Raw genomic sequence first — 21,029 nt, 5'->3', positions numbered from 1 at the left:
CTGTTCGATCTGAACTGTGATACTGACCCCGATACCCCTGAATTCGTGCGTCCCTGAAATTCGGACGCCGATAGGGGGAAGATCGGATGATGACCACCCGTATTGCTCCCGAATACGCCAGATCCTGGCTCCTCGTTCCCGGTAATGTGCCGGAACGGTTCGATCCTGCCGCGACCTCCCCGGCCGATGCAGTCGTACTCGACCTCGAGGACGCGATCGCCGACGACGGCAAAGCGGCGGCCCGCACCGAAGTCGTCGAGTGGCTGCGCGACGGAGGCAGCGCATGGGTGCGCATCAACGACGCCACCACGTCGCACTGGTGCGATGACGTCGACGCCCTGACAGGTGTGCCCGGACTCGAAGGTGTCATGCTTGCGAAGGTCGAGAGTGGTCATCAGGTGGACGCCACGGCCGACGCACTGCCGGACGACACCAAGATCCTCGTGCTGATCGAATCTGCCATGGGCCTCGAGGCAGCACCCGAGATCGCCCGTGCCGAAGGTGTGTTCCGGCTGGTGTTCGGCAGTGGCGACTTCCGCCGCGACACCGGAATGAGTGCGGCACCCCTTGCCATGGCGTATCCGCGTTCCCGGCTGGTCGTCACGAGCCGAGCCGCGCGACTCCCCGGACCGATCGACGGCCCGTCCCTGACCGACGATCCCACGATCCTCGAGCAGGAGGCACAGCTGACCCAGTCGATGGGCATGACGGGGAAACTGTGTATGACACCGGATCGGGCGCGGTTCCCGAATGCGGCACTGAGCCCCAGCACCGACGACATCGGCTGGGCCCACACCGTCATCGACCGTCTCGGCGAGGACGGACACGGCGTCAAGGACGGGAGCGATCTACCGAAGTTGGCGCGAGCGAAGAAGATCAAGGAACTCGCCCGCGTGTTCCATCTGCAGGGGACGCACTGAACCCGCCCAATTCGATACCGCGCGGCTTACGCCGGATGTGCAGGCGGTAGCGTACGGCCAAGGTGGTCCCGGGTGTCTCCCGGATCGCGCGCGCCGCAACCTTCGGACCGAACTCGATTCCGAGGACACGCCCCAGGGTGTCACGGTCCGGGAAATTCCATTCGGTGTCGATTCGGCGTAATGAGAATCCCTGGGCGGCGAAGAATGCCTCGACGGCACGTGGACGGTAGTGCGGAAGATCGGCACGCATCCATTCGCCGTACGGGTGCGCTGTCGCGTCGAGATCGATGACCGCGAGTGCGCCGCCCGGGCGAAGGACACGCATGGCCTCGGTGATGCCTGCGCCGCAACCCGGCCCGAAGAAGTACGCGGTGCGGGCGTGGACGAGATCCACCGAGCAGTCCGGTAACGGCAGCTGCGCAGCCGATCCCGGCACGACTCGGACCGCGTCGAGGTGACAGACCCTCCGCCGCGCCGACTCGACGAGCGGAGGGTGTGGTTCGACGCCGGTCACCGACCGGGCCGTCTCCGCGAACATCGGCAGGTGGAACCCGGAACCGCAGCCGACGTCGACGACATCGCAGCCGGCCCAGTCGGCGTCCTCCCTCAACGCCGTGTACACGGCGCCGTGGGAGTCCTGGGCTCGGTTCTCCTCCTCGTAGACCGAAGGCCAGTGCCAGATGTTGGGGCTGGCAATCACGCCTCTGTCGTCGCTTCGATGTCCGTCCATCGGATCTGTGAGCACCGACCTAGACGAAGATCGTGAGGATCAACCAGGTCACGAACGCCGAAGGGAGGATCGAATCGAGCCGGTCCATGATGCCACCGTGTCCGGGCAGAAGTGTGCCCATGTCCTTGATACCGAGGTCGCGCTTGACCTGTGATTCGATCAGATCACCGGCTGTAGCAGTCAACACGAGCACGACGCCGAGGACCGCACCGATCCACCACTGTCCGTCGAGCAGGAACATGACGGTGAGGATTCCGACTGCGACACACGCGACCAGGGATCCACCGAATCCTTCCCACGATTTCTTGGGACTGATCGCGGGTGCCATTGTGTGCTTGCCGAACAGCACGCCTGCGGCATAGCCACCGATGTCCGAGGCCACACACACGAGCATCAGACAGAACACCCGTGCGGCACCCTGGTCTTCGAGAACCATCAGCGTTGCAAAGGACGCCAGCAGCGGTAACCACGCCACCGTGAACACAGCGACCGCTGTGTCGCGCAGGTAATTGCGCGGCTGTGCGGTAAGTCCGTGATCGAACAGCCTCCAGAGCATGGTCACCACGACAGTCCCCGCGAATGCTCCGAGGACACCGGTGGTTCCGTAGGGCCATCCCAGCCAGATGATTGCCTGGCCACCGAGCAGCAGCGGAAGGCGCGGTACGAGCACGTTCGCCTCGCGCAGACGCTTGGTGACTTCCCACGTTGCGATCGCGATCGCGGCCGCAACCACACCGAGCCAGGCTGTGGGAGCGAACAGCAGAATGACGATGACGAGCGCGCCGAGACCGGCCCCCACCGCTACTGCAGCAGGGAGGTCGCGGCCTGCACGTGACGTCTTGACGGGCACTGTCGCGGTGTCGGGCGGTGATGCTGCTCCAGCAGCGGCGACGTCGGAGGTGTCTCCGGCGTCGAGTGGAAGCTCCGGGTCGGGAGACCCGTCGGCTCTGCCCACCGTCAGACCTCCATCAACTCGGCTTCCTTGTGCTTGACCAGCTCATCGATCTGCGCCACGTACTTCGCCGTGGTCTTGTCGAGCTCCTTTTCCGCGCGGCCGACCTCGTCCTCGCCTGCTTCGCCGTCCTTCTGGATGCGGCCGAGTTCTTCCATCGCCTTGCGGCGCACGTTCCGCAGAGCGACCTTCGAGTCTTCACCCTTGGACTTCGCCTGCTTGACGAGCTCGCGGCGGCGCTCTTCGGTGAGCTGCGGCACCGAGATTCGGATGATGTTGCCGTCGTTGGTGGGGTTGACCCCGAGATCCGAGTTGCGGATAGCGGTTTCGATCGCACCGAGCTGCGAAGCCTCGTACGGCTTGATGATGACCATCCGTGCCTCGGGCACGTTGATGCTGGCGATCTGAGTCACCGGGGTCGGCGATCCGTAGTAGTCGACGACGATCCGGTTGAACATTCCCGCGTTCGCGCGGCCGGTCCGGATACCGCCGAGATCGTCCTTGGCCACCGTGATGGCCTTCTCCATCTTCTCCTCTGCCTCGAAGAGAGCTTCATCGATCACGGCAGTTCCTCCATGTTCCGTTGTCCAATCATGACCGTACGAGCGTTCCGATCTTCTCACCGGCGACAGCACGAGCGATATTGCCCTTGGTCAGCAGATTGAAGACCATGATCGGCATGGCATTGTCCATGCACAGGCTGAACGCGGTCGCATCCGCGACCTTGAGGCCGTTCTCGATGACCTCACGATGGGTGACCTCCTCGTACAACTCGGCATCGGGATCGACGCGAGGATCCGCGGAGTAGATTCCGTCGACTGCTTTGGCCATGAGAACGACATCGGCACCGATCTCGAGGGCACGCTGTGCGGCGGTGGTATCGGTGGAGAAGTAGGGCATACCCATACCCGCGCCGAAGATGACGACTCGGCCCTTCTCGAGGTGCCGTCGTGCACGAAGCGGGAGATAAGGCTCTGCGACCTGACCCATCGTGATCGCCGTCTGCACCCGAGTGTCGATACCTTGTTTCTCGAGGAAGTCCTGGAGCGCGAGAGAGTTCATGACGGTGCCCAGCATGCCCATGTAGTCCGAGCGGGCGCGCTCGAGTCCACGCTGCTGAAGCTCCGCGCCCCGAAAGAAGTTGCCGCCGCCGATGACCACGGCGACCTCGACGCCGCTACGCACGACCTCGGCGATCTGCTGCGCGACAGTCGTCACGACATCGGGGTCCAGGCCGACCTTGCCGCCACCGAACATCTCGCCGCCGAGTTTGAGAAGCACCCGGCGGAAACCGGGCCGATCGTGGGCAGGCTCGGACATGACTCTCCTCTGGTTGCGCATGAATCGGCCCTTTCATCCTGCCTCATTCACCCGGTGGAACCGAGACCGGGAGCGAGGCTACACGCTGCGGTCACCGCCGGAGGCCGGTCGACCGGAGGCGCCGGACACGCCACGACCCCGCCGGCAAGAGCCGACGGGGTCGATCGGTCCGTGGACTAGCTGGCGCCGACCTCGAACCGCACGAAGCGGGTCACGGTGGCTCCGGCGTCATCGAGGATCGCCTTGACGGTCTTCTTCGAATCCGTCACCGACGACTGCTCGAGGAGCACGACGTCCTTGAAGAAGCCGTTCACGCGGCCTTCGACGATCTTCGGCAGAGCCTGCTCCGGCTTGCCTTCCTCTTTTGCGGTCTCCTCGGCGATACGACGCTCGCCTGCGACGATCTCCTCGGGAACCTCGTCACGGGTGGTGTACTTCGCCTTGAGCGCAGCAATCTGCATGGCGGCGCTCTTGGCAGCCTCGGCTGCGGCGTCGCCCTCGCCGGTGTACTCGACGAGCACGCCGACGGCGGGAGGCAGATCCGAAGCACGCTTGTGCAGGTAGACCGACACCTGGCCGTCGAACGCGGCGACGCGACGGATCTCGAGCTTCTCGCCGATCTTGGCGGAGAGCTCCTGAACGAGGGTGTCGACGGTCTTACCGTCGACCTCGACGGCCTTGAGTGCATCGACGTCGGCCGGGCGGGCCTTGGAAGCGGCATCGACGATCGTGTTGGCGAGAGCCTGGAATTCGTCGTTCTTCGCGACGAAGTCGGTCTCGGAGTTCAGCTCGACCAGAACGCCGTCCTTGGCGACGACGAGGCCTTCGGCGGTGGAGCGCTCAGCGCGCTTGCCCACGTCCTTGGCACCCTTGATGCGCAGCTGCTCGACGGCCTTGTCGAAGTCGCCGTCGTTGTCGGCGAGAGCATTCTTGCAGTCCAGCATTCCGGAGCCGGTGAGCTCGCGGAGACGCTTGACATCAGCGGCGGTGTAGTTCGCCATCTTGAGCGGGCCTCCTGTGTCTGTGGTGAAAAGTCTCGGGTTGCGGATAGCGCCGCGTTGCGCGGGCCGGGCCGCGAAGCAACGGCCCCGACCATGATCTCGCGATCTTCCGGTCGGGGCCGTGCAAACGGATCAGGCCTCGGGGGCTGCGTCCGCGGCGGGTGCTTCCGCTTCGCCGGTGGAGGCGGCCTGCGCGAGCAGTTCCTGCTCCCACTCGGGCAGCGGCTCTGCTGCTGCTGCCTCGGGCTTGGCGTCGGCATCGGCATTCTTACCTGCGCGGGCCTGGAGGCCCTCGGCCACTGCGGACGCGACGACCTTGGTCAGCAGCGCCGCGGAGCGGATCGCGTCGTCGTTGCCCGGGATCGGGAAGTCGACGAGGTCCGGATCGCAGTTGGTGTCCAGGATGGCGACGACCGGAATGTTCAGCTTGCGAGCTTCACCGACAGCGATGTGCTCCTTGTTGGTGTCGACGACCCAGACGGCCGACGGAACCTTGGCCATGTCACGGATGCCGCCGAGGGTCCGATCGAGCTTGTTCATCTCACGCGTGAGCATGAGGATTTCCTTCTTGGTGCGACCCTCGAAACCACCGGTCTGCTCCATCGCCTCCAGCTCCTTCAGGCGCTGCAGGCGCTTGTGGACGGTGGAGAAGTTGGTGAGCATGCCGCCGAGCCAGCGCTGGTTCACGTACGGCATACCGACGCGGGTGGCTTCTTCGGCGATGGATTCCTGTGCCTGCTTCTTGGTGCCGACGAAAAGGATCGTTCCACCGTGTGCGACGGTCTCCTTGACGAACTCGTACGCCTTGTCGATGTACGTCAGGGTCTGCTGCAGGTCGATGATGTAGATGCCGTTGCGGTCGGTGAAGATGAACCGCTTCATCTTCGGGTTCCAGCGACGAGTCTGGTGTCCGAAGTGGGCGCCGCTGTCGAGCAGCTGCCGCATAGTTACAACAGGCATGCCTGTTTCTCTCTTTCATGTCGGTTGCCGCGGGTGATCTTGCGATCCCCGCCCTGGCGTCCGCATGACCGACGACCCTTGCGGGACCGGCGACGGCCATCTACGGTGCATCCGTATAGACGGAGCGGCACCGATGCGCGGACGCGCGAAGTCGATCTGCGAACACAGACCGCTCGACAATCATACGGCTCCGACGCCTCGAACTGCCAACCGCCTCGTCAGAGCGGTCTCCGGGTCCACTCCTGTGGACAACCGCGAAGTTGTCCACATTCGCCGTTCCGGGCTATCGCGCACGTTGCCCGGGAGCGAGTCTGGGGAGTATGCGAATCACCGCACTTACGCTACTGGCCAGTGTCGCTTCCCTGATGGGCGCTGCGCCCGCTGCAGCAGACACGTCCTTCGTCTGGCCTCTGGAACCGCGTCCGAAGGTGACCCGGCCGTTCGATCCACCCGCGCTGAACTGGTTGCCCGGCCATCGCGGCGTCGATCTCGCGTCGCACCCTGGCCAGAGGGTGCTCGCGTCAGGCGATGGGATCGTGGCGTTCGCGGGAACCGTCGGGGGCAAACCCGTCGTGTCGATCGATCACCCGGGCGGCCTGCGTACCACTTACGAGCCGGTCACCGCGACGGTGGCGGCGGGTCGTCGAATCTCTGCCGGTGATCCGCTGGGCACGGTCGAACCCGGACACGAGGGCTGCCCTACCGATGCGTGTCTTCATTGGGGCCTGCGCCGCGACCGCACCAGTTACCTCGATCCGCTCCCCCTCGTCGAGCGGCCGGTGATTCGCCTCGAACCGGTGTGACCGCGACGGCGATGCGCGATCCACCAGCGTGCCGTGATCACCACTGCACGGCATGCCGCCCGGTCAACACCGGGAAGTCGTCGGCGACCATCGCCGCGAGTTCGGCGAACGCCCGCCTGGTCGCGGGTCTCAGCAGGTTCAGGTCGATCTCGGCGCCCTCTGCAAGATGCTCGTCGAACGGCACGACCTGGACGGCCCGGCAACGAGCAAGGAAGTGCTCGGTCAGCGCATCGAGGTCGATACTGGAGTTCCCCGGCCGCGGTGAGCTGATCACCACGACCGTGCGATCGACGAGGTCGCTGTAGCCGTGATGTTCGAGCCAGTCCAGTGTGGCGGCGGCGCTGCGGGCACCATCGACAGCCGGCGACCCGACGAGCACGAGAGCATTTGCCAGGTCGAGCACGCCCCCCATCGCGGAGTGCATGATCCCGGTTCCGCAGTCGGTGAGAATGATGTTGTAGTAGACCTGAAGAACATCGATGACGCGACGATAGTCGTCCTCGCTGAAAGCCTCCGAGACCGCCGGATCACGCTCACTGGCAAGCACTTCGAGCCGACTCGGCGCTTGCGAGGTGTGGGCACGCACATCCGAATAACGTTCGATGCGGTCCGCAACCGCGATCAGATCTCGCACTGTCGACTGCGTCTGCTCCGGTATCCGCTGCGCGAGGGTTCCGAAATCCGGGTTGGCGTCGACGGCGATCACGCAGTCGCCGCGCATCGAGGCGAAGGTCGAGCCCAGCCCGATTGTCGTCGTGGTCTTGCCCACGCCGCCCTTGAGTGAGAGCACCGCGATGCGGTAATCGCCGCCGATCGGCTGCCGGATACGCGCGACGAGATCGTCGTGATCCGCTTCCTCCGAGGACGTTCCGGGATCGAACAGCCCCCCGGTGAGCCGATGTACACCGCGCCGCCATCCTCTGCTCGGCGCGCGCCGGGAACGACGGACGAGAACCCCCGACGCGAGGTCGAGGTTCGACGGCTGATGGTCCGGCGCCGTCGTAACGCTCGGAACCTGATCGCGCATGACGTCCGCATCATGGTTTTCGACAGACGCGGCGGGTCCGTGAGCAAGCGCGGGCACCTGGATCGGCTCCGTTGCGAGACCACGCTCCGGTTCCGGCAGAGGCAGAGTCTCGGACACAGGCTCAGGCGCGGGTGCCGGCTCGGGATCCGGCACAGGCTCCGGATCAGGCACAGGCTCCGGGTCAGGCGCGGGTGACGGTTCCAGATCAGGCGCGGGCTCAGGAAGACCTTCGGGTTCCTGCACAACCACTACGGGCTCCGGTGCGACCGGCACATGCGGCTCCGGGTCCCGCTCCAGCGGGATCATCGAAAACGGCACCGATGCCGGAGGCGTGATCGAGGCAAGTGTGGAAGAGATCGGCGGTACGCCTGCCGGAGCCGGCAGTACTGCAGCGCCGCCTCCGGGCGGCGACGGGGCTGCCGACGGCGATGTCCCTATGGTCGGGACCGAGCCCGCCACCGGCCCCGTTTGCGGCGCCGGATCTGTGGTGCCTTCTTCCCTCACGCGTGCAGTACTACGACGCAGACCACGTCGCGGCGTGACCGGCGCGGGCCGAACCTCGGGTTCGTCCTGCAACCACGCAGGCAACGCATGGTCAGACTCGTCTCGTGCCATCCGGATCCCCCCGATATCCCCACTGCCGACCGGCTGGACGCTACCAAAAACGAGTCGGGCTGCGTACCCGCAGGCGCGGGCACGGCTCAGGCACGGGGATGCGCCTGCTCGTGGACCGCACGCAGCCGCGCAACCGACACATGCGTGTACAGCTGAGTGGTCGCGAGACTCGAATGACCGAGTACTTCCTGGACGACACGCAGATCGGCACCGCCTTCGAGCAGATGGGTTGCTGCGGTGTGCCGCAGCCCGTGCGGCGCGAGGTCCGGCACACCGGGAACAGCCCCGGCCGCCTCGTGCACCACCGTCCGCACCTGTCGTTGTCCGATGCGACCGCCTCGCTTCCCGAGGAGCAGCGCAGGTCCCGAGGTCGCGGTCGCCAAGGCCGGCCGCCCGGCGGCTACCCACCGTTCGAGCGCATCCGCGGCAGGCAGTCCGTAGGGCACAGTCCTTTCCTTGTCGCCTTTACCCAGCACTCGCACAACGCGGCGTTCTGCGTCCACGTCGTCGAGGTCGAGCCCGCACAGCTCGCCGACGCGGATACCGGTCGCGTACAACAGTTCGACGATCACGCGGTCTCGCAGTGCAAGCGGATGCTCTTCCCGAGCGCCGGACTCCGCAGCCTCCATGACTTCTGCTGCCTGCTCCGCATGTAGAACCGTGGGCAGTGTGCGGCGCGCGCCAGCTGAGGCGAGACGTGTTCCAGGGTCGTGGTCTGCGCGACCAGAGCGGACCAGCCAGGCGGTGAAAGTCCTCACCGACGAAGTGCGCCTTGCAACCGTACTGCGTGCAGCACCGGAGGCGACCTGCCTCGATAGCCACGCCCGCAGCGTCCCGAGGTCGATATCGGACACCCGTGCATCAGGCTTACCTGCTGCGAGATGCTGGAGGAACGAGCGCACGTCCGTCGTATACGCGCGCACGGTGTGCACCGACCGGTTCGACTGCAATGTCAGATGCTCAGCAAAATCGTCGACATGGACGGCAAGCGCAGGAGGCAGCGCCGAGGCCTGATCGTGGTCCATGGGCACCACCGTGCGCGGTGTTCCGGGTCCATGCAAGTCAACGCGCCTCGTTAGAGTTCGTTCGTGAGTAAAACGATCTCTTTGCCGATGCTGTGCGCACTGGCGCTCCTGTCGGCCACAGCGCCGCTGGCGACGGATATGTACCTTCCCGGTCTGCCGATCATGTCCGAGAGTCTCGGCACCTCCACCGTGGGGATTCAGCTCACGTTGACGACATTCATGGCGGGCCTGGGTATCGGCCAGTTGATCACCGGACCCCTCTCCGACGGGTGGGGCCGTCGTCGCCTGCTTGTGCTCGGCACGATCGTGCTCGCAGCAAGTAGCGCCGCGTGCGCGCTGGCACCGACAGTCGAGGTCCTCATCGGTGCGCGTGCGGTCCAGGGTTTCAGTGGAGGCATCGGAATTGTGCTCGCCCGCGCGGTCATCGCAGATCGTACGAGTGGCCACGAATCTGCTCGCTTGTTCAGTTTCATGATGATCATCGGTGGTATCGCGCCCATCGCCGCGCCGATCATCGGTGGTGCACTTCTCGACCCGATCGGCTGGCGAGGTATTTTCTGGGTTCTGACCGGAGCCTCGATCGCGATGCTCGCCGGAGTTCTCGTGTTCATTCCCGAAACACTGCCCCCCGAAAAACGTCACGGCGGCGGGTTCGCAGCGCTTGCGGGCAACTTCGGCTACGTGCTCGGTAACCGCCGGTTCATCGGATATGCCGCGTCATTCGCGCTCGGCTTCGGCGCGATGTTCGCCTACATTTCCGCATCACCATTCGTCGTACAGAACGTACTGGGAATGTCCGCGACTCAATTCTCGCTGGTCTTCGCAGCGAATTCGGTGGGATTGGTGACCGCGAACATCATCAATACCCGGCTGATCGGCCGGTTCGAAGTGCGTGCGCTTCTGCTGTTCGGCGTGGCCCTCATGCTGTCCGCTGGAACACTGCTGTTGATCACGACAGCACTTTTCGGAGCTCACCGCTGGCTTCTTCTTCCACTGCTGTTTGCCGTCGTGTTCAGCCTCGGATTCACGATGGGTAATTCCACAGCGCTCGGACAAGGCCAAGTGCCGTCGGCTGCAGGCACCGGCTCGGCAATCATGGGTGCGTCCCAGTTCGGCCTCGCCGCGATCGTCTCGCCGCTGGTGGGGTTGGGCGGGGAGGACACGGCCGTACCCATGGCGATCGCAATCGTCGCCTCGGCGGGGCTCGCGATGACCGCCCTGCTCACGCTCACCCGCGAGCCCCGCATGTGACCATTCGAAACGGAGCCGGTTCTAGCCGGCCTCGATCTCCGAGAGCTCACGCTTCCAGGTGCGGAAGCCTTCCTCGGTCCTGCCGCGACGCCAGTAACCGGAAATCGACGCGCGCGCCGATGGCACCCCCCGTTCCTTACGCAGATAAGGGCGGATGTGCTTCATGACGGTTTCTGCCTCACCATGCACGAACACCTGGATGTCGCCGTCCGGCCACCGTAGTTCCCGTACCGCAGAAACGAGTGGTGCGTTGCCGTCGATCCGGTCCGGACCGGCATCGCCCGCCGCGACACCTCGATGGAGCCATGTCACGGTCACGCCAGCGGGTGCGATCAGATCGAGTTCGTCGGATTCCCCGGCCACCTCGATGAACACCGCTCCGGATGCATGCGCCGGAAGTGATTCGAGCGCGGCTGCGATCGCGGGGACTGCTGTCTCGTCGCCTGCCAGCAAGTGGAAGTCCGCCGCAGGATCGGGTAGATAGCCCGCTCCGGGCCCCCGGAGCACGACCTCGGTCCCCGGCTGGACGGAGCGCGCCCACGGACCGGCGATCCCTTCGTCGCCGTGGACGACGAAGTCGATCCAGATCTCCTCGGCGGCCCGGTCCACACGGCGCACCGTGTAGGTGCGTACGACGGTGTCGTCTCCCGCGGGCAGCTCGATCTTCACGTAACTGTCGGTTTCGGGACGCGGAGTGAAGTCGGCGAACCCGTCACCTCCGAACACCACTCGAACGAAGTGCTCGGACACGACCTCCGTGCGCAGCACTGTCAGGGTCGACGATTTCGGGGCCTTGGGCGCCACCGTACCTCCTTATTAGGGTTACCTATCCTCAGCGACACTACCCGGTCCTCGACGTCAGGCGCAGCGACCCGACTCCGGCCGACTACGCTCGAGACCATGAGTACCAGCGCGTCCGACATCGCCACCTGGATGATCGACATCATCAACACCGAACGCCGGGTCGGCCAGGCCGACATGGTCGACGCCATCGAATCGAAGTTCGGATCGGAGTGGATCTACGTGGGCGACAGCGGTCACCCCTCGGTCGACCGGACCGTCCTCAAGGAGTTCCGCAAGGCACACCGCGGCGCCGTCAAGTGGCATCGCGAAGACCTTGCCTGGTACATCGACGACAAGCCCGAAACCGGTGCGGCCGAGTCCTCGGCGGCACAGTAGCCACCCAGCACTCACTCGGCCGAGCCGGTTCCCGCCGATAAACCCCTATCTGCCGACTACTCGCGACCACCCGTCCTCGTCACGCTCGACGAGTCCCTCCATCTCCAGCAAGGGCAACGCCGCGCGAACGCGGTCGACCGGAACACCCGCAGACTCCGCGACCGCGATCGGCTCGCACGTGCCCACCGCAGGCAATGCCTCATAGACGAGTGCCAGATCTCCAGAGAGGCCATCGAGCGCCCGAACGAACCGGGCATCCCGGTCGTCGCCGGCTTCGAGGAGTGGACCGCATTCCTCGACGACTTCCCGCGCATTGCCCACCAACCGTGCTTCGCCCTCACGAATCATTCGGTGACATCCCTGCGACGCCGCCGAGGTGACCGGGCCCGGCACCGCCACCACCGGCCGGCCCAGCCGCCGAGCCCACGCCGCCGTGTTACGGGCGCCGCTGCGCCACCCTGCCTCTGCGACCACGGTTCCCGCAGACAACGCCGCGATGAGCCGGTTGCGCGCAAGGAACCGGTACCGCGCGGGGACGGTGCCGGGCGGGTATTCGCTGACCACCAAACCTGATTCGGAGATTCCTCGCAGGAGCTTCGCGTGCGCTGCAGGATAGGCACGGTCCACGCCGCACGCGAGTATCGCAACGGTCGTTCCTCCCACTCCGAGGGCCGCGCGATGTGCCGCGGCATCGATTCCGAAGGCCGCCCCGGATACCACCGTCCACCCGTCGACGGCGAGGTCGCCTGCGATCTCCGCGGTCACGTGCTCGCCGTACCCGCTCGCAGCGCGCGTGCCGACGATCCCGATCGCGCGCTCGACGAGCTCTTCGAGCCGCCGTTGCCCCCATACCCACAGTGCCAGCGGCGGCCCCTCCGCATCGGTGGCGGTGTCCAGTTGTTCGAACCCGAGCATCTGCCATGCGGGCCACTCGTCATCGTCCGGAGTGACGAGGCGCCCCCCGGCCCGGTTCAAGCGATCGAGGTCGGTTGCGGCCGTATCGAGATGAACGCGCGCCGCGAGTTTCGCGGTGAGTTCGACTCCGGCCGAACCTTCCCGCAGTGAACGTGCGACCTGCACGACTCCGTGCTCGGCGATCGCCGCGGACACCATCCTCGAAGCACCGAGCGTGACCGTCGAGAGGTACGCCCACGCGTGCCGTCTTTCGTCGCTGTCCGGTGTCGCGCCGACGGACGTCCCACTGGTGGTTCGACAGGTCACGCGGCACCCCGATCCCGGAAGTCGAGTGCGGCGGCCACGTGGATCTCGGTCGGCCGGGAGGCGCCTTCCAAGTCGCATAGAGTCCAGGCAACTCTCAATGCCCTGTCGGCCCCTCGTGCCGTGATCGCACCCTTACGCAGCGCCCACTCCACCGGTTTGACAACCGTGGCAGGCAACCGGAACTTTTGACGAAGGGCCGGCCCCGGAACCTCCGCGTTCGTCGCCCACCCGAAGTCGTTCCACCGCTCTGCCGCAGCGGCACGCGCAGTCGCGACTCGGGTTCGCACATCGTCGGTGCTCTCCCCCGCCTCACCCATCAGCGCACTCGTCGCGACCGATTGCATCCTCACCCGCAGGTCGACACGGTCGAGCAAGGGCCCCGACAGCCGTCCCAGATATCGGCGCCGCGCCGTGGGCACGCACACGCAATCAGCGTCGCGCGCCGGCGCGCACGGGCAGGGATTTGCTGCCAGAACCAGTTGGAATCGGGCGGGATATCGGGCGACGCCGTCTCGGCGAGCAATCCGAACTTCTCCGTCCTCGAGAGGTGTTCGCAATGCTTCGAGAGTCTTTGTTCCCATCTCTGCCACCTCGTCGAGGAACAACACTCCGCGGTGCGCACGACTGACCGCTCCCGGGGTAGCCATGCCCGTGCCACCACCGATGAGCGAAGCCACCGTCGCGGTGTGATGGGGCGCGATGAACGGTGGTTCTGTGACAAGGGGCCGATCCGCCGTGAGGGTGCCTGCCACCGAATGCACCGCAGTCACTTCGAGTGCGTGAGTTTCGTTCAGCTCGGGGAGGATTCCGGGTAGACGCTGGGCCAGCATCGTCTTTCCGATGCCCGGTGGACCGGTGAGCATGAGGTGATGGGCGCCCGCGGCGGCGACCTCGATCGCGCGGCGAGCCTCGTGTTGCCCGACGACTTCGCTGAGGTCGGCGCGGAGCGTTCGTGCGGGCGCCGCCCGCGGATCGGGGCGTTCGAGCGGTCCGTCACCCTGCAGCCACAGCACCACGTCGCGCAGGCTGTCGGCGCCGTACACATCGATCCCCGCGACGAGTGACGCCTCGGTCATCATCGCGGTGGGAACCACTACTCGCGACCATCCGTAGTTCTTCGCCGTGACGACGGCGGGAAGCACTCCCCGGATCGGTCGCAATCGGCCGTCGAGCGCAAGCTCGCCCAGCAGAATCGTTTTCGTCATCGCTTCGAGCGGTACGACATCGGCGGCGTTGAGCACCGCGCATGCGAGAGCCAAATCGTAGACACTGCCCATTTTGGGCAGTGTCGCGGGCGACAGCGCGAGTACCACCTTCGAGTCCGGCCATTTCCCACCGGAGTTGGACACCGCCGCGCGGACGCGGTCACGCGATTCCTGCAGTGCAGTGTCGGGCAGCCCGACCATCTTCACACCCGGCAATCCTCCACCGATGTCGGCCTCGATCTCGACTACGTGTCCGTCGATACCTGCCACGGCCACCGACCAGGCCTTCCCCAGCGCCATCAGAACACCTGCTTGCGGTGGGTGATCTCGGGAGCATTCCCCCGAATCAGCACGACCGTCACGACGTCGACGCGGATACGCTCCCATCGGCGGCCCTGGTCGGCGAGCCACAATCCGGCAAGACGCCGCAACCGCTCCGCTTTGACGCGACTGACGGCCTCGGCGGGCGTACCGTACCCGAACCCGGTTCGGGTTTTGACCTCGACGAACACGAGGACCGCGCCGTCCTGCGCGATCAGGTCCAGCTCGCCGTACCGGCACCGCCAGTTCCGTTCGAGAACCACCATTCCAGTGGACTCGAGGTGTTCTGCGGCAAGGTCCTCCCCGAGGATCCCCACATCTTGATTTCGTCCCATCCCTGTCGCTCCTCCCTGCGTGCACACACTGTGCAGCAGCGAGATCGGGTGAGCGGGCCGTCTACGCCCGATAGTGGAAATCTGTGGAGGAAACGACCGGTTGTGGACAACCGCCGAGGCATCGCCCGGAGTACGGCAACCCTGTCCGAACCCCTTGTTACGGTGCGGGGCTCACCCCAGCTTGTCGGGCAGACGAAGTTCGGGCTTGTCGAGCTCTTCGATGTTGACGTCCTTGAAGGTGATCACCCGGACATGCTTGACGAACCGGGCGGGACGGTACATGTCCCACACCCACGCATCCGACATCCGGACTTCGAAATACACCTCGCCGTTGGCGTTGTGGGGAAGCAGTTCGACGGCGTTGGCAAGATAGAAGCGCCGCTCGGTTTCGACGACGTAGGCGAACTGACCGACGATGTCCCGGTACTCCCGGTAAAGCGAGAGTTCCATCTCGGTTTCGTACTTCTCGAGATCCTCGGCACTCATCGGTCTCGGTGTCCTCCCACTCTGGTGTGTCCTGCCATCATCTCGCATCCGCTCCGGCTCCGACGAGTCGGCGTCGGAACGGCGCTTCGCCGCATGCTGCGGCCACGTTCGCCCATGATCTCCGATGCTCGGGTGACGGGCCGAGCTCGCGCAGTGCCGCCATGTGCACCGCCGTGCTGTAGCCCTTGTGTATCGCGAAACCGTACCCCGGATACGTTCGATCCAACCCGACCATGATCCGGTCACGAGTCACCTTCGCAAGCACACTCGCCGCCGCGATGCATGACGCGGCGCCGTCCCCGCCGATCACCGGCAACGACGGCGCAGGCAGGCCCGGAACCCGGAAGCCGTCGGTGAGGACGTATCCCGGCGCGACCAGCAGGCCCGCGACGGCGCGTCGCATCCCCTCGATGTTGGCCACGTGGATTCCGATCGCGTCGACTTCGTCGGCGGGCACCTCCACCACGCTCCACGCGAGCGCGCGGCGCACGATCGCGTCGTAGAGTTCCTCACGGGTCTTCTCGGTCAGTTTCTTCGAATCGTCCAGGCGATCCAGCGAAGGGTGTGGTTTCGACTCCAGGATGCAGGCGGCGATGACCAGCGGGCCTGCACACGGTCCGCGGCCTGCTTCGTCGACACCGGCGACCGGGCCGAGCCCGCATCGCAGCAGCGTCGATTCCATCGTCCGTAGACCCGATGATCGACGAATCACCGGTCGCGGGGGCCAGGTACTCACGAAGGCATGATCTCCGGGGAATCGATGAAGCCCCATCGGCCGGGGGGCAGCACGATGAAGCGCGCCTTTCCGATCACATTCTCCAACGGAATGGACCCCTGATGCTCGTCACCCACGTGATAGCGGGAGTCCGCGGAATTGCTGCGGTTGTCGCCCATCACCCACACATGCCCCTCGGGCACCGTGACCGGACCGAAGCAGCGTCCGGACGGCACTTCGGTGTCGCACGTGACCACACCGGGTGTGAACGGGTAGTCCATCTTCACGTACGGTTCGTCGATCGGTTGTCCGTCTACGAGAATGCGGCCCTGGTCATCACAGCACTCGACGGTCTGCCCGCCCACCGCGATCACGCGCTTGACGAGGTCGTTCTCGTCCGGCGGGACCAACCCGACGAGCGAGCCCACTTCCTGGAGCCCGCGCAGGACCGTATTGTCGGAGCGTGTCGAGGTGTAACCCTCGGACCACGAATCGGGTCCCTTGAACACGATGACGTCTCCGGGCCGCGGATCACCGAATCGGTAACCGATCTTCTCGACGACGATGCGGTCGCCGGTGCACCCGGGGCAACCGTGCAGCGTCGGTTCCATCGATTCGGACGGGATCAGGTACACGCGGGCAACGAAGGTCTGGAGGAGAAAACTCAGCGCGAGCGCGACGACGATCAGGATCGGGAGTTCACGCCAGAACGATTTCTGCTTCTTCGTGTTCTTCTCGGTTCCGCGGTCGTCGCTCAGGTCGTCCGGTTCCTCCCTTCTGTGGTGGGCACCGCGCGTCCGGTTGTGTGCCGAGAGTCGGTCGTCGCCAAATCGGTTCGCGTCCGGCCCGGCCGGTTCGTGCGGTGAATCTGCCACCGGACAAGACTAGCGTCTACGTAAATCTCGTACCTGCCGCCACTGTTCGGCGGTCGATGGAGTCGCACATGCTTCACAGCAGCCCGACGACGCGGTATTCGAACAGGTACGACCGAGCCCGGCCCAGAAGTGAATCCGGGCCGGGCTCGTAGGTATGCCGTCAGGAAGCGACGATCAGCGCTTTTCCTTGATCTTGGCAGCCTTGCCGCGCAGCTCGCGCAGGTAGTACAGCTTCGCGCGACGGACGTCACCGCGGGTGAGGACGTCGATCTTCGCGAGGTTCGGGCTGTGCACCGGGAAGGTGCGCTCGACACCGACGCCGAACGAGATCTTGCGGACGGTGAAGGTTTCGCGGATGCCGCCGCCCTGGCGACGGATCACGACGCCCTTGAAGACCTGCACACGCTCCTTCGAGCCCTCGATAACCTTGACGTGCACGTCGAGCGTGTCGCCGGGGCGGAAGTTCGGAATGTCGTCGCGCAGCGACTTGGCGTCCAAAAAGTCCAGGGTGTTCATCGGTGTTCTATCCTCTTGTTCGCTCGAGCAGAGGAACCTGGCGGCGACCGCCGTGAGGCGGGCTCGACCGGTTCGTGCCCAGATCAGGTAGGCGTGCCCGAACGGGGCAACCTGTCTATAGTGCCAGACGCCACCTGGTTGGGTGAAATCCCGGGTGCCGGGGCCGGGTGCACGGTCCTGTCGAGAACGGCCTCGGCCGCGACTCGTGAATGCTCGACGCTGCCGAGCACCGCTTCGAGAGTCGGGGCACCCGCAACGAGGTCCTGCACGAAGATCTTCGCTCGGATCACCGGTCTGCGGAATCTCCTCTCACGCGCGATCGCGCGGGTCATTTTCCGCGTCTTGCCTTGGTAGCGCCAGCGGGCCCAGGGCGCCCCCGGCCGCGAAAGGCGTAACGCGCCGACCCAGAGCAACGGAACGATGAACAGTCCGACCAGACCGGTCCAGATCTTGCCTTTGGCGAGCACCACCCCGGCGAGCAGCAGATTCAGCAGCACCAATACCACCAGAACGAATCGGCTCACCCAGTCTCCGCCATCGTCGAAACTGGTGAGGTCGACGAGATCGAGGGGTTGCAGACCGAGCAGGAGCATCCCGGTCACAGCGATGGCGACGAAGACGGCGTCGACAGAGACACGTCCTTCTTCCTCCCAATACACATCGTGGAGATAGAAGATGAGCGCGAACTCGTCGAGCGTCAGGGCCGCTCCTATCCCGAACAGCGCGGCGAAGACGGCGATGACGGTCCCGGAGCCCACCTCGTACACCGAGATGAGACCGCCACCCGCGATGACCATCGTGATCACACCGAACACCATGTGGTGAACGTGAAGTCCCCCCGGCGTGATGTTGCCGGGCCACCACCGCACCTTCGCCCGGATCATCCGGACGCTGATGCGGATGAACACGAATGCGACGACGAAACCCAGCAGGAAGCACAGCAGCGGCAGTCGCCCCTGATCGATGATCTCGGTTCGGAGCCAGTTCATCATCGCGGCACCGACGCCCTCGTTGCGGCGCTGGGCAAGTCTTCCGGCCGTGAAATCCGCACGGCTTTCAGCATCCCAGGCGCCGGTCGATCGCGGCGCGATACGACCGGCACGCGGGAACGGGCTACTTGCCGAAACCTGCTCGACGAAGAGCGTCGGCCATCGATCCGGAGGCAGGTGCGGCGTCGGGACGCCGGCTCTGCTTGCCACCACCTTGTTTGGCGCCCCCCTGCCCACGGCCACGGCCGCTGCCCTGTCCACGACCGCTGCTCTGCTGACCGCGGGGGGCGGGCCTCGATCCACCTTGGCGGCCACCGCGCGCGGCACCGCCGTTGCTGTCGGATCCTGACGGGATCTCGTCGTCGAGGCGCAAGGTGAGACTGATGCGCTGTCGCGGAACATCGACGTCGAGCACCTTGACCTTGACGACCTCACCCGACTTCACCACGTCGTGAGGATCCTGGACGAAGCTCCTCGACATCGCCGAGACGTGCACGAGTCCGTCCTGGTGGACCCCGACGTCGACGAACGCGCCGAACGCGGCGACGTTGGTGACGACACCCTCGAGCACCATGCCCGGAGACAGGTCTCCGACCTTCTCGATTCCCGCCGCGAACGTGGCGGTCTTGAACTCGGGGCGCGGATCGCGACCGGGCTTCTCGAGTTCGCTGATGATGTCGGTGACGGTCGGCAGACCGAACTTGTCGTCGACGAACTCCTCCGGCCGCAGTTTGGAGAGAACAGCAGAACTGCCGATCAGTTCGAGGACGCCGGTGCCACTTCGGTCGACGATCCGCCGGACCACCGGGTAGGCCTCGGGGTGCACTGCGGACGCGTCGAGCGGGTCGTCGCCGCCCGGGATACGAAGGAAGCCCGCACACTGTTCGAAGGCCTTCGGGCCGAGCCGCGCGACGTCCTTGAGCGCCTTACGAGTGCGGAACGGGCCGTTCTGATCGCGGTGGGTGACGATGCTTTCGGCAAGTGATCCGGTGATGCCCGAGACTCGGGACAACAACGGAACCGAAGCGGTGTTGACGTCGACTCCCACGGCGTTCACCGCATCTTCGACGACCGCACCGAGCGATCGGGCGAGCATCGTCTCGGACACGTCGTGCTGATACTGACCGACGCCGATCGACTTGGGGTCGATCTTGACGAGTTCGGCGAGCGGATCCTGCAGGCGCCGCGCGATCGAGACCGCACCGCGGATCGACACGTCCAGGTCGGGTAACTCCTGCGAGGCATAGGCGGAGGCCGAATACACCGACGCGCCGGCTTCCGACACCACGATCTTGGTCACGTTGGTGACACCGGACTTGGCGATCAGCTCCGCGGCGAGGGCGTCGGTCTCGCGGGAGGCGGTGCCGTTGCCGATGGCGATGAGTTCGACCCCGTGCTCGGCCACCAGAGCTGCGAGAGTCGCGAGCGCTTGGTCGTGCTTGTTGTGCGGCTGGTGCGGATAGATCGTCGTGTGGTCGACGACCTTGCCCGTCGCATCGACAACGGCGACCTTGGTGCCGGTGCGGAAGCCGGGGTCGAGGCCCATCGTGGGGCGTGTTCCGGCCGGCGCTGCCAGCAGGAGGTCCCGAAGATTCGCAGCGAACACGTCGACGGCGTCGCTTTCGGCGGATTGCTTGAGTCGCATCCGCACGTCGATACCCATCGACACCTGCAAACGGGTGCGCCACGCCCAGCGCACGGTGTCGAGCAGCCAACGATCGGCGGCGCGTCCTCGGTCGGCGATCCCGAAGCGACCGGCGATCCGGCCTTCGTAGTACGACGGCGCCCCGGGCTCCTGCTCTTCGAGTTCGGGTTCCAGCGACAGACTGAGCACTTCCTCCTTCTCGCCGCGCAGCGCCGCGAGGATACGGTGCGAGGGCAGGTCGGCGAACGGCTCGGAGAATTCGAAGTAGTCGGCGAACTTCGCGCCTTCGGCTTCCTTGCCCGGCCGCACCGCGGATTTCAGTCCACCGCGGTTCCACATGGCTTCACGCAGTTCACCGACGAGGTCGGCGTCTTCGGCGAATCGTTCGACGAGGATCGCCCGGGCACCGTCGAGTTGCTCGGCGCTGTACTGCGCGGGATCGGTGGTCGGATCGCCGATGAGTGCGTCGGCCACGGGCTCGTGCCCGGCCTCGCGGGCGATCTGGGCTTTCGTCCGGCGTTTGGGCTTGTAGGGCAGGTAGATGTCTTCGAGGCGGGCTTTCGTCTCGGCAAGCATGATCTGCCCGCGGAGTTCGTCGTCGAGTTTGCCCTGCTCTTCGATCGATTCGAGGATCGCAGCGCGGCGTTCGTCGAGTTCGCGCAGGTACCTCAAGCGCTCTTCGAGGGTGCGGAGTTGGGCGTCGTCGAGCCCGCCGGTGACCTCCTTGCGGTAGCGAGCGACGAACGGCACGGTCGAGCCGCCGTCGAGCAGTTCCACCGCCGCAGCCACCTGGTTCTCGCGGACGTCGAGTTCGTCGGCGATGCGCCGGTTCACGGTGTCGAGTTGGGTCGTCACGACGATCGACCCTACCTTTATCCTTTCGTGTGTTCCCCGTGGCGCCACGAGCGCCTGCTCGGCGGGACACCGAACTTCGACTA

General features: G+C 65.5%; 22 protein-coding genes. 4 read left to right on the top strand and 18 right to left on the bottom strand.

Translation table 11 applies throughout. The features are described from left to right. Nucleotides 1–89 precede the first annotated feature (89 nt). Entirely contained in the window at nucleotides 90–920 is an 831-nt protein-coding gene (locus ACTDXD_RS21835; protein WP_440127746.1) for an HpcH/HpaI aldolase/citrate lyase family protein, read from the top strand. Here ACTDXD_RS21835 and ACTDXD_RS21830 read toward each other — a convergent pair. From ACTDXD_RS21830 to rpsB, 6 genes are all read right to left on the bottom strand, one after another. Continuing rightward, nucleotides 877–1,650 (bottom strand): class I SAM-dependent methyltransferase, encoded by a 774-nt coding sequence (locus tag ACTDXD_RS21830; RefSeq protein WP_440127745.1) that lies wholly within the window; start codon nucleotides 1,648–1,650, stop codon nucleotides 877–879. The two genes, ACTDXD_RS21835 and ACTDXD_RS21830, sit on opposite strands and share 44 nt — an antisense overlap. A gap of 19 nt (nucleotides 1,651–1,669) precedes the next feature. Beyond that, nucleotides 1,670–2,605, bottom strand: a complete 936-nt coding sequence (locus ACTDXD_RS21825; RefSeq protein WP_440124304.1) for a phosphatidate cytidylyltransferase — start codon at nucleotides 2,603–2,605, stop codon at nucleotides 1,670–1,672. Between the two features lie 2 nt (nucleotides 2,606–2,607). Continuing rightward, entirely contained in the window at nucleotides 2,608–3,165 is a 558-nt protein-coding gene (gene frr, locus ACTDXD_RS21820; RefSeq protein ID WP_440124303.1) for a ribosome recycling factor, read from the bottom strand. A gap of 28 nt (nucleotides 3,166–3,193) precedes the next feature. After that, nucleotides 3,194–3,922: a UMP kinase gene (gene pyrH, locus ACTDXD_RS21815; protein ID WP_440124302.1), complete on the bottom strand. Its 729-nt coding sequence runs from the start codon at nucleotides 3,920–3,922 to the stop codon at nucleotides 3,194–3,196. A gap of 176 nt (nucleotides 3,923–4,098) precedes the next feature. Then, nucleotides 4,099–4,923, bottom strand: a complete 825-nt coding sequence (tsf, locus tag ACTDXD_RS21810; protein WP_440124301.1) for a translation elongation factor Ts — start codon at nucleotides 4,921–4,923, stop codon at nucleotides 4,099–4,101. A 132-nt stretch (nucleotides 4,924–5,055) separates the two neighbouring features. Then, a complete protein-coding gene (gene rpsB, locus ACTDXD_RS21805) occupies nucleotides 5,056–5,883 on the bottom strand; it encodes a 30S ribosomal protein S2 (protein WP_440124300.1) in 828 nt (275 codons plus the stop codon). Between the two features lie 320 nt (nucleotides 5,884–6,203). On the opposite strand from rpsB, the gene ACTDXD_RS21800 reads away from it, so the two are divergent. Then, the gene (locus tag ACTDXD_RS21800) at nucleotides 6,204–6,686 is read left to right on the top strand and encodes a M23 family metallopeptidase (RefSeq protein ID WP_440124299.1); all 483 of its coding nucleotides are present in this window, start codon (nucleotides 6,204–6,206) and stop codon (nucleotides 6,684–6,686) included. A gap of 37 nt (nucleotides 6,687–6,723) precedes the next feature. Here the strand turns inward: ACTDXD_RS21800 and ACTDXD_RS21795 are convergent, their stop codons facing one another. Next, on the bottom strand, nucleotides 6,724–8,019 hold the full coding sequence (locus tag ACTDXD_RS21795) for a MinD/ParA family ATP-binding protein (RefSeq protein WP_440124298.1): 1,296 nt from the start codon (nucleotides 8,017–8,019) through the stop codon (nucleotides 6,724–6,726). Nucleotides 8,020–8,414: 395 nt separating this feature from the next. Continuing rightward, complete coding sequence (locus ACTDXD_RS21790) at nucleotides 8,415–9,353, bottom strand: tyrosine recombinase XerC (RefSeq protein WP_440124296.1); 939 nt, start codon at nucleotides 9,351–9,353, stop codon at nucleotides 8,415–8,417. An 87-nt stretch (nucleotides 9,354–9,440) separates the two neighbouring features. On the opposite strand from ACTDXD_RS21790, the gene ACTDXD_RS21785 reads away from it, so the two are divergent. Continuing rightward, the gene (locus ACTDXD_RS21785; protein ID WP_440127744.1) at nucleotides 9,441–10,604 is read left to right on the top strand and encodes a multidrug effflux MFS transporter; all 1,164 of its coding nucleotides are present in this window, start codon (nucleotides 9,441–9,443) and stop codon (nucleotides 10,602–10,604) included. 21 nt (nucleotides 10,605–10,625) lie between these two features. Here ACTDXD_RS21785 and ACTDXD_RS21780 read toward each other — a convergent pair whose 3' ends face one another. After that, entirely contained in the window at nucleotides 10,626–11,408 is a 783-nt protein-coding gene (locus ACTDXD_RS21780) for a siderophore-interacting protein (protein ID WP_440124295.1), read from the bottom strand. A gap of 96 nt (nucleotides 11,409–11,504) precedes the next feature. Here ACTDXD_RS21780 and ACTDXD_RS21775 point away from each other — a divergent pair, with 96 nt between their 5' ends. Continuing rightward, nucleotides 11,505–11,783, top strand: a complete 279-nt coding sequence (locus tag ACTDXD_RS21775) for a DUF6953 family protein (RefSeq protein WP_440124294.1) — start codon at nucleotides 11,505–11,507, stop codon at nucleotides 11,781–11,783. 45 nt (nucleotides 11,784–11,828) lie between these two features. Here the strand turns inward: ACTDXD_RS21775 and dprA are convergent, their stop codons facing one another. The 9 genes from dprA to ACTDXD_RS21730 all read right to left on the bottom strand — a co-directional run bounded on the left by dprA (nucleotide 11,829) and on the right by ACTDXD_RS21730 (nucleotide 20,946). Next, nucleotides 11,829–13,004 carry a DNA-processing protein DprA gene (gene dprA / locus ACTDXD_RS21770; protein ID WP_440124293.1) on the bottom strand — a complete coding sequence of 392 codons (1,176 nt, stop codon included), beginning with the start codon at nucleotides 13,002–13,004 and terminating at the stop codon, nucleotides 11,829–11,831. After that, entirely contained in the window at nucleotides 13,001–14,509 is a 1,509-nt protein-coding gene (locus tag ACTDXD_RS21765; RefSeq protein ID WP_440124292.1) for a YifB family Mg chelatase-like AAA ATPase, read from the bottom strand. Before ACTDXD_RS21765 ends, dprA begins: the two co-directional genes overlap by 4 nt. Further along, complete coding sequence (locus ACTDXD_RS21760) at nucleotides 14,509–14,865, bottom strand: YraN family protein (RefSeq protein ID WP_440124291.1); 357 nt, start codon at nucleotides 14,863–14,865, stop codon at nucleotides 14,509–14,511. The genes ACTDXD_RS21765 and ACTDXD_RS21760 overlap by 1 nt, the downstream gene beginning before the upstream one ends. A gap of 171 nt (nucleotides 14,866–15,036) precedes the next feature. Next, complete coding sequence (locus ACTDXD_RS21755) at nucleotides 15,037–15,351, bottom strand: DUF2469 domain-containing protein (RefSeq protein WP_006550963.1); 315 nt, start codon at nucleotides 15,349–15,351, stop codon at nucleotides 15,037–15,039. A gap of 37 nt (nucleotides 15,352–15,388) precedes the next feature. Beyond that, nucleotides 15,389–16,087 carry a ribonuclease HII gene (locus tag ACTDXD_RS21750; protein ID WP_440124290.1) on the bottom strand — a complete coding sequence of 233 codons (699 nt, stop codon included), beginning with the start codon at nucleotides 16,085–16,087 and terminating at the stop codon, nucleotides 15,389–15,391. Then, a complete protein-coding gene (lepB, locus tag ACTDXD_RS21745; protein ID WP_440127743.1) occupies nucleotides 16,084–16,824 on the bottom strand; it encodes a signal peptidase I in 741 nt (246 codons plus the stop codon). The genes ACTDXD_RS21750 and lepB overlap by 4 nt, the downstream gene beginning before the upstream one ends. Before the next feature lie 291 nt (nucleotides 16,825–17,115). Continuing rightward, complete coding sequence (gene rplS, locus ACTDXD_RS21740) at nucleotides 17,116–17,457, bottom strand: 50S ribosomal protein L19 (protein ID WP_054715236.1); 342 nt, start codon at nucleotides 17,455–17,457, stop codon at nucleotides 17,116–17,118. Between the two features lie 83 nt (nucleotides 17,458–17,540). Beyond that, nucleotides 17,541–18,449 (bottom strand): hypothetical protein, encoded by a 909-nt coding sequence (locus ACTDXD_RS21735; protein WP_440124289.1) that lies wholly within the window; start codon nucleotides 18,447–18,449, stop codon nucleotides 17,541–17,543. A gap of 121 nt (nucleotides 18,450–18,570) precedes the next feature. Further along, nucleotides 18,571–20,946 (bottom strand): Tex family protein, encoded by a 2,376-nt coding sequence (locus ACTDXD_RS21730; RefSeq protein ID WP_440124288.1) that lies wholly within the window; start codon nucleotides 20,944–20,946, stop codon nucleotides 18,571–18,573. Between the last annotated feature and the right edge of the window lie 83 nt (nucleotides 20,947–21,029).

The sequence above is a fragment of the Rhodococcus sp. SJ-3 genome (genome assembly GCF_051918125.1).
GTDB lineage: Bacteria > Actinomycetota > Actinomycetes > Mycobacteriales > Mycobacteriaceae > Rhodococcus.
This window is presented reverse-complemented; position numbering and strand designations above follow the sequence as displayed.